This window comes from Pantoea sp. DY-17, from assembly GCF_019795975.1.
GTDB lineage: Bacteria > Pseudomonadota > Gammaproteobacteria > Enterobacterales > Enterobacteriaceae > Pantoea > Pantoea leporis.
This window is the reverse complement of record NZ_JAIMIG010000001.1, coordinates 1490283-1504333: the sequence shown is the minus strand read 5'-3', so window position 1 is coordinate 1504333 and position 14051 is coordinate 1490283. Positions and strand designations below refer to the sequence as shown.

Below are 14051 nucleotides of genomic sequence, written 5' to 3'. Positions count from 1 at the left end.
ATAACTGGGGGAGCCGAAACGCATCCCTGGAGATCCCATGTTAAAACGAATCAATGTAGTGACCAGTTTAATCGCCGTATTACTGGTGTTTGGCGCTTTACAATTACTGTCGGGTGGCCTGTTCTGGTCCGCCTTACAAAAAGATAAAGAGGCGTTTGCGGTAGCGCAGATCTCCTCCAACAACGTTGGCGCGATGTCAGACGCCTGGATTGAACTGAACCAAACCCGCACCGTGCTCAACCGCGCCATGTTGCGTATGCAGGGCACCATGGCCGCGCAGTCGAATGGCGGCCAACTGAGTGCCTTAATCGCCCAGACCGAAAAACAGCTCAACGTGGCTGCCGGCCACTATCAACGCTACTACGACTTGCCAGCCACGCCGGGCTTGCCAGACGCGCTGCGCGATAAGCTGGAAGCGAACTACGCCGCTTTCAACGATGGGTTGAAAGCGATGCTGGATCGCCTGAAAGCCAACGATCTGCAAGGCATGTTTGCGCAGAACATCGAAGCTAAACAGGTGGCGATGAAAGCCACTTACGAAGAGTGGCGGACGGAGCAAAGCACATTGGCGGCAGAAGGCGTGGCGCAGAATCAGCGCGCCTTCCACACCATGATGTGGCTGCTGGCGTCGGTGGCGCTGGTGGTGATTGCGGTGATCGTTGGCTGCTGGTTCGGCCTGCGTAGCGTGCTGATTCAGCCGCTGCATCAGCTGCTGGCGCATATTCGCCATATTGCTGCGGGCGATCTCACGCAAAATATCGTGGTGGAAGGGCGCAATGAAATGAGCCAGCTGGCGGGAAGCCTGCATGAGATGCAGCAGTCGCTGGTCAGCACCGTGGGCAATGTACGTGACGGTTCCGATGCGATTTTCACCGGCGCCAGCGAAATCGCCGCCGGGAATAACGATCTGTCGGCGCGCACTGAAGAGCAGGCCGCCTCGCTGGAGCAGACGGCGGCCAGCATGGAGCAGCTCACCGCGACGGTGAAACAGAATGCCGAGAATGCGCGTCAGGCGTCGCAGCTGGCGCTGAGCGCGTCGGATACCGCGCGCAAAGGCGGCGAGGTGGTCGATGGCGTGGTGCGTACCATGCAGGATATCGCCGGCAGCTCGAAGAAGATCGCCGACATTATTAGCGTGATCGATGGCATCGCCTTCCAGACCAATATCCTGGCGCTGAACGCGGCGGTAGAAGCAGCACGCGCCGGTGAACAGGGCCGTGGTTTTGCTGTAGTGGCTGGTGAAGTGCGCAACCTGGCGCAGCGCAGTGCGCAGGCGGCGAAAGAGATCAAAGGCTTGATCGAAGATTCGGTGAACCGCGTCAACAACGGCTCGCAGCTGGTCGGCACCGCCGGAGAAACCATGAACGATATCGTCGGCGCCGTCACGCGCGTCACCGATATTATGGGCGAAATCGCCTCGGCATCGGATGAGCAGAGCCGTGGTATCGATCAGGTGGGACAAGCGGTGACCGAGATGGACCGCGTCACCCAGCAGAACGCCTCGCTGGTGGAAGAGTCCGCCGCCGCCGCCGCATCACTGGAAGAGCAGGCGAGCCGCCTGAGCCAGTCGGTATCGGTGTTCCGCATTCCGCGCGCCGCACAGGCGCAACCGAAGGCGAGCACGGTGCGCCAGATCGCCAGCGCACCGCGTAAAGCGGCTGCCGCGCCGGTGAGTGAGGGTAACTGGGAGACGTTTTAAGTTTTGAGTCGTTTGTCCCTCACCCCGGCCCTCTCCCGTAAACGGGAGAGGGAGACGCAGCCATATGTTAGCTTGATCAATTCCCTCTCCCGCCTGCGGGAGAGGGTTAGGGTGAGGGACAGCGAGCACCCATCAACCCCCCGCTGGTCCAACCCCTGCGAACACACATAAAGATCCCCTCAGAAAAGCCGATAACAGAGGCGATCCGCCAACCAATGAGGTGTTTATGTTTAGTCGTATTCGTGTTGTATCCGGTCTGCTGTGCGTGCTGGCGCTGTTTGCCTTACTGCAGCTGTTCTCCGGTGGAGTGTTCTACTCCACGGTCAAAGCCGATAAAGAAAATTTTGCCTATAACCAGCGTCTTAGCACGCTGCAGCGGGCAATGGGCACCTCATGGGTATCGCTGGTTAAGGCGCGTAACACGCTGAACCGTGCGGGGATCCGTTACCTGCTGGACAGTCAGCAGGCTGGCTCAGGCGCAACCGTGAAAGATCTGGTGGCGCTGGCGAGTGAGGAGTTGAAGCACGCTGATGAGGGTTTTGCCGAATTTAACGCCAACCTGTCTGAAAAGGGCAAAAAGGCCGAGAACGTGCTGACGCTACAGGCCAACTACAACGCCTATCGCGGAGCATTGGGTGAGTTGATCGATTTCCTCAGTAGTGGAAATTTCAAAGGATTTGTCGATCAGCCGACGCAGGGATTCCAGGACAAGTTTGCTAAGGATTACAACGAATGGTTGAGCTACAACATTGTGCTCGCCAATCAGGGCATTGCAGCCAATGAGGCGGCGTATAACCAATCCATCATGCTGGTGGTCGGCACGCTGCTGGTGACCTTGCTGGTGATTGCGCTGGTGTGGAGCGGCATGCGTACGGTGCTGATCCGTCCGCTAAAGCACAGCATCGAGCACATTCGTCACATCGCGCGTGGCGATTTGACGCAGCAGGTAGAGATCACGGTACGCAACGAGATGGGCGAGCTGCTCACCTCGGTGCAAGAGATGCAGCAAGAGCTGGCGCGGACGGTGCGTACCGTGCGTGACGGTTCCGATGCGATCTACACCGGTGCGAGTGAAATCGCCATGGGCAACAACGATCTCTCCTCGCGTACCGAGCAGCAAGCGGCTTCGCTGGAAGAGACCGCTGCCAGCATGGAGCAGTTAACCGCCACGGTGAAGCAGAACGCCGAAAATGCCCGTCAGGCGTCACAGCTGGCGCTCACCGCCTCGGAGACCGCGCAGCAGGGCGGCAAAGTGGTGGATGGCGTGGTGACTACCATGAAAGAGATCACCGGCAGTTCGAAGAAAATCGCTGACATTATCAGCGTGATCGATGGCATTGCCTTCCAGACCAATATCCTCGCACTGAACGCTGCGGTAGAAGCGGCACGCGCCGGTGAGCAGGGACGTGGATTTGCCGTGGTAGCGGGCGAGGTGCGCAGTCTGGCACAGCGCAGCGCGCAGGCGGCGAAAGAGATTAAAGGATTGATCGAGGATTCGGTCAGCCGCGTCAACACCGGTTCCGTGCTGGTGGAGAGTGCCGGGGAAACCATGACCAACATCGTGAATGCGGTCACGCGCGTCACCGACATCATGGGCGAAATTGCCTCGGCGTCGGACGAGCAGAGCCGTGGTATCGATCAGGTCGGTCTGGCGGTGAACGAGATGGATCGCGTGACGCAGCAGAACGCCGCGCTGGTCGAAGAGTCGGCGACGGCGGCGGCCGCGCTGGAAGATCAGGCCAGCCGACTGAAACAGTCGGTTGCGGTGTTCAATATCGGTAAAGAATTTGTCGTTCAGGCCGTTAACGTATCTACAGCGGCAAAAAATTTGCGTTCCGGCACGCCAAAAGCACTGGCACCGGCAGGCGCACGTAGCACTGACGATAACTGGGAAACCTTTTAATCCTTGTGGCCGCCGCAAGGCGGCCCATGAGAATGGCGCGACTGGCAGCACAGTAGCAACCGCAGTATCACAATTTAAACAGTTTGTTGCCGGGTGACCTGAAATGAAGAAATCGACGTTATTGGATCAAAGTGAAGCGACCACGCTGCTCTCGCAAATGGTACAGCGGTTACCGCTCTCAGATACGCATTTTCGTCGCATTAGCCAGCTGATCTATCAGCGCGCGGGCATTGTGCTGGCCGATCACAAACGCGAGATGGTTTACAACCGTTTAGTGCGTCGTCTGCGCATGCTGAATATTGATGACTTTGGCCGCTATCTGGCGCTGCTGGAGCAAGACCAAAACAGTGCGGAGTGGCAGGCGTTTATCAACGCACTCACGACCAACCTGACCTCTTTCTTCCGCGAGGCGCATCACTTCCCGATCCTCGCGGATCATGCGCGTAAGCGCACGGGTAACTACAGCGTGTGGAGCACCGCCGCCTCAACCGGCGAAGAGCCGTACTCCATCGCCATGACGCTGGCGGAAACGCTGGGCACCGGCCCGGGTAAATTCCAGGTCCACGCCAGCGATATCGATACCCAGGTGCTAGAGAAAGCCGTGGCCGGCGTGTATCGCCAGGAAGAGCTACGCACGCTATCGCAGTCGCAGCTGCAGCGCTTTTTCCTGCGCGGCACCGGTCCGCATGAAGGCATGGTGCGCGTGCGTTCCGACCTCGCCAACATGGTGAACTATACGCAACTGAATTTACTGGCACACGACTGGGCGTTGCCGGGTCCGTTCGACGCAATTTTCTGTCGCAACGTGATGATCTATTTCGATAAAGAGACGCAGGAACAGATTCTGCGCCGTTTCGTGCCTCTGCTGAAACCCGGCGGTCTGCTGTTTGCCGGGCATTCAGAGAACTTTAGTCAGATCAGCAAAGAGTTCTGGCTGCGTGGACAGACAGTCTATGGACTGAGCAAGGAAAGACGATGAGCAAAATCACCGTGATGTGCGTGGATGACTCTGCGCTGATGCGACAGTTGATGACAGAAATCATCAACAGCCATCCCGATATGGAGATGGTCGCGAGTGCGCCCGATCCGCTGGTGGCGCGGGATTTAATCAAACAGTACAACCCGCAGGTATTGACGCTGGATGTGGAGATGCCGCGCATGGATGGCCTCGATTTCCTCGAGAAGCTGATGCGCCTGCGTCCGATGCCGGTGGTGATGGTCTCCTCGCTGACCGGTAAAGGTTCAGAAGTGACGCTGCGCGCGCTGGAGTTGGGTGCGGTGGATTTTGTCACCAAGCCACAGCTCGGCATCCGCGAAGGCATGCTGGCGTATAGCCAGATGATTGCTGACAAGATCCGCGCCGCCGCGCGCGCCAAGCTGCATGTGCGTGCCTCCACGCCGATGCCGGTCACGTTGAAAGCCGGCCCGTTGCTGAGCAGTGAAAAGCTGATTGCCATCGGCTCTTCCACCGGCGGCACCGAGGCGATTCGCCATGTGCTGCAGCCGCTGCCGGCGACCAGCCCGGCGCTGCTGATTACCCAGCATATGCCGCCAGGCTTTACGCGTTCCTTTGCCGAGCGTCTGAACAAGCTGTGCCAGATCACCGTGAAAGAAGCGGAAGACGGCGAGCGTATTCTGCCCGGCCACGCCTATATCGCGCCGGGCGCCATGCACATGGAGCTGGGCCGAAGCGGGGCCAACTATGTGGTGAAACTGAATGACGGTCCGCCAGTGAACCGACACAAGCCATCGGTGGATGTGTTGTTCCGTTCGGTGGCGGTGCACGCAGGACGAAATGCGGTGGGTGTGATTCTGACCGGGATGGGTAACGACGGCGCGGCCGGGATGCTGGAAATGCATCGCGCGGGCGCCTGGACCATCGCGCAGGATGAAGCCAGCTGCGTGGTATTTGGTATGCCGCGCGAAGCGATTGCGATGGGCGGCACCAGTGAAGTGGTCGATTTAGGCCACATCAGTCAGCACATGCTGGCGAAAATTAGCGCCGGACAGGCATTGCGAATTTAACGAGCCCGTCCTGCTGGACGAGACAACACGGGAGTAGATATGGCTGATAAAAATATGCGCTTTTTGGTGGTGGATGACTTCAATACGATGCGTCGTATTGTCCGTAACCTGCTGAAAGAGCTTGGATTCAATAACGTTGAAGAAGCAGAAGATGGCGTCGATGCGCTGACCAAACTGCGTGCCGGTGGCTTTGATTTCGTGGTTTCCGACTGGAACATGCCGAACATGGACGGTCTGGAGCTGCTGCAAACCATCCGTGCTGACGCCACGCTGAACAAACTGCCGGTGCTGATGGTGACCGCGGAAGCGAAGAAAGAGAATATCATCGCGGCCGCGCAGGCGGGCGCCAGCGGCTACGTGGTGAAGCCGTTCACGGCGGCCACGCTGGAAGAGAAGTTAGGCAAAATATTCGAAAAACTGGGTATGTAAGGAGATGTGATGAGCGACCTTCCGAAATCAACCGAAGAAGCCTCGGCACACGACATTATTACCCGCATCGGCTCACTGACGCGCATGTTGCGTGACAGTTTGCGTGAGCTGGGGTTAGACCAGGCAATTGCTGAAGCGGCGGAAGCGATTCCTGATGCGCGCGATCGTCTGGATTATGTTGTGCAAATGACGGCGCAAGCGGCAGAACGTGCGTTGAACTGCGTTGAAGCAGCGCAGCCACACCAGGACCAAATGGAAGCCGGCGCCAACCAGCTGAAAGGCCGTTGGGATGCGTGGTTTGAAAATCCGATTGAACTGACAGATGCGCGCGAGTTGGTTTCGGATACGCGCCAGTTCCTGACTGACGTTCCGGGACACACGTCGTATACCAATAAGCAGTTGCTCGAAATCATGATGGCGCAGGATTTCCAGGACCTGACCGGTCAGGTGATCAAGCGCATGATGGATGTGATCCAGGAGATCGAGCGTCAGCTGTTGATGGTGCTGCTGGAGAATATGCCAGAAGCCAACGCTGCGGCGCGTAAAGAGGGCAACAGCCTGCTGAACGGTCCGCAGATCCACGCCAATGCACCCGGCGTGGTGGCGAACCAGGATCAGGTTGATGACCTGCTGGATAGCTTAGGGTTTTAAACACGTTTGCCCTCACCCTAACCCTCTCCCACAGGTGGGAGAGGGAACCGTTCGGGCCTGCATATGGCAGCGTCTCCCTCGCCCGCTTGCGGGAGAGGTCCGGGGTGAGGGACAGCGCGCACCGCACCTTACACCGCGCGCTTCTGCGTCAACGCCGACTGCGCCACCAGCACCTGCACACCTAACGCCTCAAACGCCGCGACCTGCGCCGGCGAAATGCCGCTATCGGTAATCAGATAGTGAATATGGCTCCAGTCGCACGGCAGCGCGAACATCGACACCTTATCGATCTTGCTGGAATCCGCCACCACATACACGCTGTTGGCTGAATTGATCATCGCCATTTTCACCTTGATATCGGTCTCGCTGGGAAAGCTCAAACCGAGACGCGGTGAGATACAGGCCGTGGCAAGAAACAGCTTCTCCGCCAGCACGTTTTCGAAAAACGAGGCGGCTTTCTCACCCGAAGTCGAAAGCGTCGGGAACTTAAAAGTGCCGCCGGTCAGCAAAATATTGATACCCGGCTCGCCGCCCAGCTTCAGCGCGATATTCACCGCCGTGGTAATTACCGATAAACGACGGATATGGCTGATCGCCTCGGCAATGGCCGTGGTGGTGGTACCGGAATCGAAAATCACCGTGTCGCCATTTTCCACATGCTGCGCGGCAAGGCGGCCAATCGCCTGTTTTTCTTCCAGATGTGTTTGACGCTCCAGCAACATCGCGCCGGTATTCTGCTTGCCGGTCATCAGCGTGGCGCCGCCGTGATAACGCTGTACGTGCCCCTCTTGCTGCAACATGCGCAAGTCGGTGCGAATGGTGGCTTCGGTCAGGCCGAAGGTATCGGTTAGCGCTTTAACCGTGACGGTACCGTCTTCGCGGATCATCTCCAGAATCTTCTCACGGCGCTGCTGCATATCTGCCAGCTGCTCAGTTTTGCTTTTCAATCGAAATGCTCCCTCTTTCCAATCACGGTCGGGTTTCGCCAATAAGGAAACCCGAGCTGATTTTACTCTGCGATTTGGCCATTTGCGAGGTAGCTTCCAGAAACATTCATTTTCGAATGAAAATCATCATTTGCTATGCGATTGATTTCGCAGAAAGCCGTCAGCAGCTCGCTCCATGTCCTGAACGCGGCGAATTTTGCAAATTCAACAAAATCATGAAGATAATTTTTATTGCTGCAATTTGTATGAAATTTGATCTCCTCCACAAACCATTATTAATCGATAGCTTATATTTTTGTTCGAAAATGATATTTGTAAAAACGATAACCCGGCCAGCAATAACCAGCGCCGCCGTACACCATTATGGAGAGAGACGATGAGTGGGGAATATGATGTTAACCTGCGCTACGGCGTGAACATTGAGCAGGATTTAACCGGCAAAGTGGCGGTAGTCACCGGCGGGCTGGGCGGGATTGCGATGGCCAGTAACGCCATGCTGCTGGAGAAGGGCGCACGGCTGGCGCTGCTCTATCCGCCCTTCGAAAGCAACAAAGTGGCGGGCGTGCAGGATCAATTTGCTGCCGATCGCGTGCTGCTGGTGTGCTGCGACGTGACCGAACCGGCCTCGGTTGAAGCGGCATTTGATCGCGTCGAACAGCATTACGGTCAGATTGATATCCTGGTGAACTGCGCGGGCTACGTGATGTTGCAACCGGTGTTAGAAACCGATTTTGCCGAGTGGCAGAAGCAGATCGACGTCAATCTCACCGGTCCTTTCCTCTGCTCGCAGGCGGCCGGTAAACGCATGGTGCGCGCCGGTAACGGCGGCAAAATCATCAACATTGCGTCGCAGGCCGCCTCCATCGCTATCGATAACCACGTTGCTTACACCTCCGCCAAAGCCGGTCTGCTCGGCATGACCAAAGTGATGGCCAAAGAGTTCGCTCCCTATCGCATTAACGTCAATACCTTATCGCCCACCGTGGTGCTGACGCCGATGGGTGAAAAAGCCTGGCGCGGTGAGAAGGGCGAGCAAATGAAAAAGCTGATCCCGCTGGGACGCTTTGCCTATACCGACGAAATCGCCGCCGCGGTGCTGTTCTTCGCCAGCAACGGCAGCGACATGATCACCGGCGCAGATTTAATGATCGACGGTGGCTTTACCATCTGGTAAGCCGCGCCAACACCAGAACGGCTGACCCTGCGTGACCCACTATAACAATGAGAGAACCTCACCATGAAAAAACGTACCCTGCTGTTAACTGCTATTGCCAGTTGCCTGATCTCCCAAGCCAGTTTCGCTGCCGATAAAGGCACCATCATGATCCTGGTGAACTCGCTGGATAACCCGTATTACGCCTCCGAAGCCAAAGGTGCCAACCTCAAAGCGCAGGAGCTGGGCTATAAAACCAGCGTGCTGTCGCATGGCGAAGATGTGAAAAAGCAAAGTGAACTGATTGATGCCGCCATCGGCAAAAAGGTGCAGGGCATCGTGCTGGATAACGCCGACTCCACCGCCAGCGTCGCCGCGATTAAAAAAGCCAAAGATGCCGGCATTCCGGTGGTGCTGATCAACCGCGAAATCCCGGTGGATGACGTGGCGCTGGCGCAGATCACCCACAACAACTTCCAGGCCGGCTCCGACGTGGCAAACGTGTTTGTGGAGAAGATGGGGGAAAAGGGCAGCTACGCGGAACTCACCTGTAACCTTGCTGACAACAACTGCGTCACACGCTCCAAATCCTTCCATCAGGTGCTCGACCAATATCCCGATATGAAAAGCGTGGCGCGTCAGGATGCCAAAGGCACGCTGATTGACGGCAAACGCATCATGGACAGCATTCTGCAGGCGCATCCGGATGTGAAAGGCGTGATCTGCGGTAACGGCCCCGTGGCGCTGGGCGCGATTGCAGCTCTGAAAGCGGCAGGCCGTAACGACGTCATCGTGGTCGGCATTGACGGCAGCAATGATGAACGTGACGCGGTGGAAAAAGGGGATCTGAAAGCCACGGTGATGCTGCAGGCACAAGCCATCGCCGCACAGGGCGTGACCGACCTCGACAACTTTATTCAGAAAGGCACCAAGCCTGAGAAGCAGCGCGTGATGTTCCGCGGCATTCTCATTACGCCAGAAAACGCCAAAGGCGTGCAGGACTTTAACTTCAAGTCGTAATCAATGCGGTGCGCCCGTAGATCGGGCGCCCAGGAGAATGTGATGCACAGACGACTCTGGTTACTGCTTCCTGTCGTGATCCTTAGCGGTTGCCGCATTGTGTCGCAGCAGGAGCTGGCCGACCTGAAAAATCCTCCCAATCCCAAAATGGGCAATATTGCCCAAACGTGGCAACAGAAACTGGTACCGCAAGTTCAACATGATGCGAAGCCGGTGGCCGAGTTATTGAATGCGCTGAAATCCGCCAAAGATTTTGATAGCGCTTGTAAAACCTACGGCTATCGCAGTCAGGATGAGAACCCGTGCGTGTTCAGTGTCAAAGTGAGCGGTGAAATCACGGCGGTTAACACCACGTCGCGTAACGGTCGGATGACAGTGAAAGATGTGTCCGGTGACACTGTCACGGTGCAGGTTGGCCCGATTTTTCCCGGCACGGTGTTGCGCGATGCCTACAAAGGTGCCAGCTATCAGGACTTTAACGATCAGGTGCTGTTCGGCGATTACAGTCGCGCGATCAATCAGCAAGCGGCGAACATGATGAGTGCTTTCAAGCCCAAAGTGGGTGACAAGGTGCAGTTGGCTGGCGTGTTTAGCAGCTTTGATACGCCGGAGCAGGTGCCGAATGTGACACCAGCGGCGATTACACGTCAGTAAGGAGCGGATATGCAACAGCCTCAACATGACGTGATTATTGAAACCCGCAACGTGTCGCGCATCTATCCCGGCGTCACCGCGCTGGATCAGGTCAATTATCGCGTTTATCGCAACAAAGTTAACGTGCTGATTGGCGAAAACGGCGCGGGCAAATCCACCATGATGAAAATGCTGGCGGGCGTGGAGATCCCGTCATCCGGCGAGATTCTGCTGGACGGCGCAGCAGTGTCGCTGAGCTCCACGCATCAGGCGGAAAAACAGGGCATCAGCATTATTTTTCAGGAGCTGAACCTGTTTCCCAATATGAACGTGATGGACAACATCTTCATGGCCAATGAGTTTTTCCAGCGCGGCGTGATCAACGAGAAGTATCAGTATTCGCTCGCCAAAGCATTGCTGGAACGGCTGGAGCTGGATGTCGATCCCTACGCGCCGCTGGCTGAACTCGGTATCGGCCATCAGCAGCTGGTGGAGATCGCCCGCGCGCTGTCCAAGGACACGCGCGTGCTGATCATGGATGAACCGACCAGCGCGCTCAGCCAGTCAGAAGTGAAAGTGCTGTTCAACGTCATCGACCAGCTTAAACGGCGCGGCGTCACCATTATCTATATCTCACATCGGCTGGAAGAGCTGATGGAGATTGGCGATCACATCACCATCTTCCGCGACGGACGCTTCATCAGCGAACGCGAAGTCCGCGACGCCTCGATTCCGTGGATCATCGAGCAGATGGTGGGCGACAAGAAGAAACACTTCGATTATCAACCGGCGACGCAGGGTGAAACGGTACTCAGCGTCAACGGGCTGACCGCGCTGCATCAAAACGGCGGTTACAAGCTCAATGATGTCTCTTTCTCGCTGCGAAAAGGCGAAGTGATTGGCATCTACGGTTTGCTGGGCGCCGGGCGCACCGAGTTGTTCAAAGGGTTGATTGGCATGATGCACTGTCAGTCGGGCAGCGTCAGTCTGAACGGCGAAGCGCTGGAGAAGCGCAGTTTCCAGCAGCGACTGAAAAAAGGCATCGCGCTGGTGCCGGAAGATCGTCAAACCGAAGGCGTGGTACAGCTGATGTCGATCACCGCCAACATGACGCTCAGCGATCTCAGCCTGCGGGGTTTCCGCCGTTGCTGGCGCAAGCTCAATCCGCACAACGAGCAGCGCCGTGTCGATGAAATGATTGGCCATCTCGCCATCAAGGTCAGCGATCCCGAGCTGCCGATCACCTCCTTAAGCGGCGGCAATCAGCAAAAAGTGGTGCTGGGTAAAGCCCTGATGACCGGGCCGCAGGTGGTGCTGCTGGATGAGCCCACGCGCGGCATTGATGTGGGGGCAAAAACCGATGTTTATCACCTGATTGGCAACCTGGCGCAGCAGGGATTGGCGGTGATGTTCTCCTCCTCCGAACTGGATGAAGTGATGGCGCTGGCTGACCGCATTCTGGTGATGGCGGATGGCCGCATCACCGCCGATTTACCGCGCGCGGCGGCCACGCGCGAAGCCCTGATTAGCGCCTCAACGCCACATGATTGAGCCCGCTGGAGAGTAAAACGATGAATCAAAAATACCTGATCTATATGTACCTGCTTAAGGCGCGTACCTTTATTGCCTTGCTGATCGTGGTGAGTTTCTTCAGCTTTATGGTGCCTAACTTTCTCACCACCTCCAACCTGCTGATCATGACGCAGCATGTGGCGATTACCGGCTTGCTGGCGATTGGCATGACGCTGGTGATTTTGACTGGCGGCATCGATCTTTCGGTCGGGGCGGTGGCAGGCATATGCGGCATGGTGGCGGGTGCGTTGCTCACCAACGGCGTACCGCTGTGGGGCGGCAACGTACTGTTTTTCAATGTACCCGAAGTGATTCTGGTGGTGGCGCTGTTCGGCGTGGCGCTGGGATTGATTAATGGCGCGGTGGTGACGCGACTCGGCGTAGCGCCGTTTATCTGTACGCTCGGCATGATGTACGTGGCACGCGGCGCCGCGCTGCTGTTCAACGATGGCAGCACCTACGCCAACCTTGTCGGCACGCCAGCACTGGGTAATACCGGCTTCGCCTTGCTCGGTTCGGGTTCGATATTGGGCGTGTATATCCCGATATGGATGATGCTCGGCTTCCTGCTGCTGGGGTTGTATCTGACGCGTAAAACGCCGCTGGGTCGTTACATCTATGCCACCGGTGGCAACGAATCGGCGGCGCGCCTGGCGGGTGTGCCGATCATCAAGGTCAAAGTGTTTGTCTACGCCTTTTCCGGCTTGTGCGCCGCGCTGGTCGGTTTGATTGTGGCGTCGCAGCTGCAAACCGCGCACCCGATGACCGGCAACATGTTCGAGATGGACGCCATCGGTGCCACGGTGCTGGGCGGCACGGCGCTGGCGGGCGGACGCGGTCGCGTATCAGGCTCGATTATCGGTGCTTTTGTCATCGTGTTTCTCGCCGATGGCATGGTGATGATGGGCGTCAGCGATTTCTGGCAAATGGTGATTAAAGGCTTAGTGATTGTCACTGCGGTGGTGATCGACCAGTTCCAGCAAAAATTACAAAGTAAGGTGGTGCTGCTGCGCAGACATGAAAAAAAGCAGCAATCGGCCGCCCTGCCTGAAGCGACACATGGATAACAGGAGGCAATATGACACGCGATTTTAGTGGAAAGACGGTGGTGATTACCGGCGCCTGCCGCGGCATTGGCGCGGGCATTGCAGCGCGCTTTGCCCGCGACGGGGCGCGTTTGGTGATGGTGTCGAATTCGGAACGCGTTTTCAGTACCGCGCAGGCCATCGAACAGCAGTTTGGCAGTGAGGTTCTGGCGCTGCAGGTCGATGTTACCGATGAAACGGAGGTGCAGCAGCTTTATCAGCAGGCGGCTGAGCGCTTTGGCAGCATTGATGTGTCGATTCAGAATGCGGGGATGATCACCATCGATCGTTTCGATGCGATGCCCAAAAGTGACTTCGAGAAGATCCTCGCGGTGAACACCACGGGCGTGTGGCTGTGCTGCCGGGAAGCGGCGAAATATATGGTGAAGCAGGGCAGCGGCAGCCTGATCAACACCTCGTCCGGTCAGGGACGGCAGGGTTTCATTTATACGCCGCACTATGCCGCCAGCAAGATGGGCGTGATCGGTATTACCCAGAGCCTGGCGCTGGAGCTGGCGCCGTGGCATATCACAGTGAATGCTTTCTGTCCGGGCATCATTGAGAGTGAAATGTGGGACTACAATGATCGCGTGTGGGGCGAGATCCTCAGCAGCGATAAAAAGCAGTATGGCAAAGGCGAACTGATGGCCGAATGGGTGGAAAACATCCCGCTTAAACGCGCAGGGCAGCCGGAAGATGTCGCTGGCTTAGTGGCTTTCCTCGCCTCTGACGATGCGCGCTATATCACCGGGCAGACCATCAATGTGGATGGCGGTTTAATCTTTTCCTGATAGTTCGCTGTTGGGTCGCCATTGATGGCGTAATGCTAAACACTAAGCCTCATGACCGCACCTTCCGTAGCGGCGTGATTTATCGCGCAATGCATTGCGTAATGCCGATCACTAAAGCGCTGTATCAAATCTCCGCACCTTCC

13 protein-coding genes are annotated in these 14051 nt (G+C 56.9%); 12 read left to right on the top strand and 1 reads right to left on the bottom strand.

Translation table 11 applies throughout. The annotated features are described in order from the left end of the window. Positions 1–37: 37 nt before the first annotated feature. From K5Y33_RS07140 to cheZ, 6 genes are all read left to right on the top strand, one after another. Positions 38–1699 (top strand): methyl-accepting chemotaxis protein, encoded by a 1662-nt coding sequence (locus K5Y33_RS07140; RefSeq protein ID WP_192233601.1) that lies wholly within the window; start codon positions 38–40, stop codon positions 1697–1699. Positions 1700–1925: 226 nt separating this feature from the next. Further along, positions 1926–3602: a methyl-accepting chemotaxis protein gene (locus K5Y33_RS07135; protein ID WP_222233574.1), complete on the top strand. Its 1677-nt coding sequence runs from the start codon at positions 1926–1928 to the stop codon at positions 3600–3602. Between the two features lie 103 nt (positions 3603–3705). Continuing rightward, positions 3706–4581, top strand: coding sequence for a protein-glutamate O-methyltransferase CheR (gene cheR, locus K5Y33_RS07130; protein ID WP_101764604.1), 876 nt, complete (start codon positions 3706–3708; stop codon positions 4579–4581). Next, positions 4578–5627, top strand: a complete 1050-nt coding sequence (locus tag K5Y33_RS07125) for a chemotaxis response regulator protein-glutamate methylesterase (protein WP_008102868.1) — start codon at positions 4578–4580, stop codon at positions 5625–5627. Before cheR ends, K5Y33_RS07125 begins: the two co-directional genes overlap by 4 nt. 39 nt (positions 5628–5666) lie before the next feature. Further along, positions 5667–6056, top strand: coding sequence for a chemotaxis response regulator CheY (gene cheY, locus K5Y33_RS07120; protein ID WP_008102871.1), 390 nt, complete (start codon positions 5667–5669; stop codon positions 6054–6056). Positions 6057–6065: 9 nt separating this feature from the next. Continuing rightward, positions 6066–6707 carry a protein phosphatase CheZ gene (gene cheZ / locus K5Y33_RS07115; protein WP_101764603.1) on the top strand — a complete coding sequence of 214 codons (642 nt, stop codon included), beginning with the start codon at positions 6066–6068 and terminating at the stop codon, positions 6705–6707. Between the two features lie 128 nt (positions 6708–6835). Here the strand turns inward: cheZ and K5Y33_RS07110 are convergent, their stop codons facing one another. After that, complete coding sequence (locus K5Y33_RS07110) at positions 6836–7654, bottom strand: DeoR/GlpR family DNA-binding transcription regulator (RefSeq protein WP_110865995.1); 819 nt, start codon at positions 7652–7654, stop codon at positions 6836–6838. 376 nt (positions 7655–8030) lie between these two features. Between K5Y33_RS07110 and K5Y33_RS07105 the strand changes: the two genes are divergently transcribed. From K5Y33_RS07105 to K5Y33_RS07080, 6 genes are all read left to right on the top strand, one after another. Further along, positions 8031–8828: a GolD/DthD family dehydrogenase gene (locus tag K5Y33_RS07105; RefSeq protein WP_222233573.1), complete on the top strand. Its 798-nt coding sequence runs from the start codon at positions 8031–8033 to the stop codon at positions 8826–8828. A 63-nt stretch (positions 8829–8891) separates the two neighbouring features. Then, a complete protein-coding gene (locus K5Y33_RS07100) occupies positions 8892–9827 on the top strand; it encodes a D-ribose ABC transporter substrate-binding protein (RefSeq protein ID WP_222233572.1) in 936 nt (311 codons plus the stop codon). Positions 9828–9869: 42 nt separating this feature from the next. Beyond that, entirely contained in the window at positions 9870–10481 is a 612-nt protein-coding gene (locus K5Y33_RS07095; RefSeq protein ID WP_222233571.1) for a DUF2291 family protein, read from the top strand. A gap of 9 nt (positions 10482–10490) precedes the next feature. Then, positions 10491–12011 carry a sugar ABC transporter ATP-binding protein gene (locus K5Y33_RS07090; protein WP_101764598.1) on the top strand — a complete coding sequence of 507 codons (1521 nt, stop codon included), beginning with the start codon at positions 10491–10493 and terminating at the stop codon, positions 12009–12011. A gap of 20 nt (positions 12012–12031) precedes the next feature. After that, positions 12032–13099 (top strand): ABC transporter permease, encoded by a 1068-nt coding sequence (locus K5Y33_RS07085; RefSeq protein WP_101764597.1) that lies wholly within the window; start codon positions 12032–12034, stop codon positions 13097–13099. Positions 13100–13110: 11 nt separating this feature from the next. Further along, the gene (locus tag K5Y33_RS07080) at positions 13111–13908 is read left to right on the top strand and encodes a glucose 1-dehydrogenase (RefSeq protein WP_222233570.1); all 798 of its coding nucleotides are present in this window, start codon (positions 13111–13113) and stop codon (positions 13906–13908) included. Positions 13909–14051: the final 143 nt, after the last annotated feature.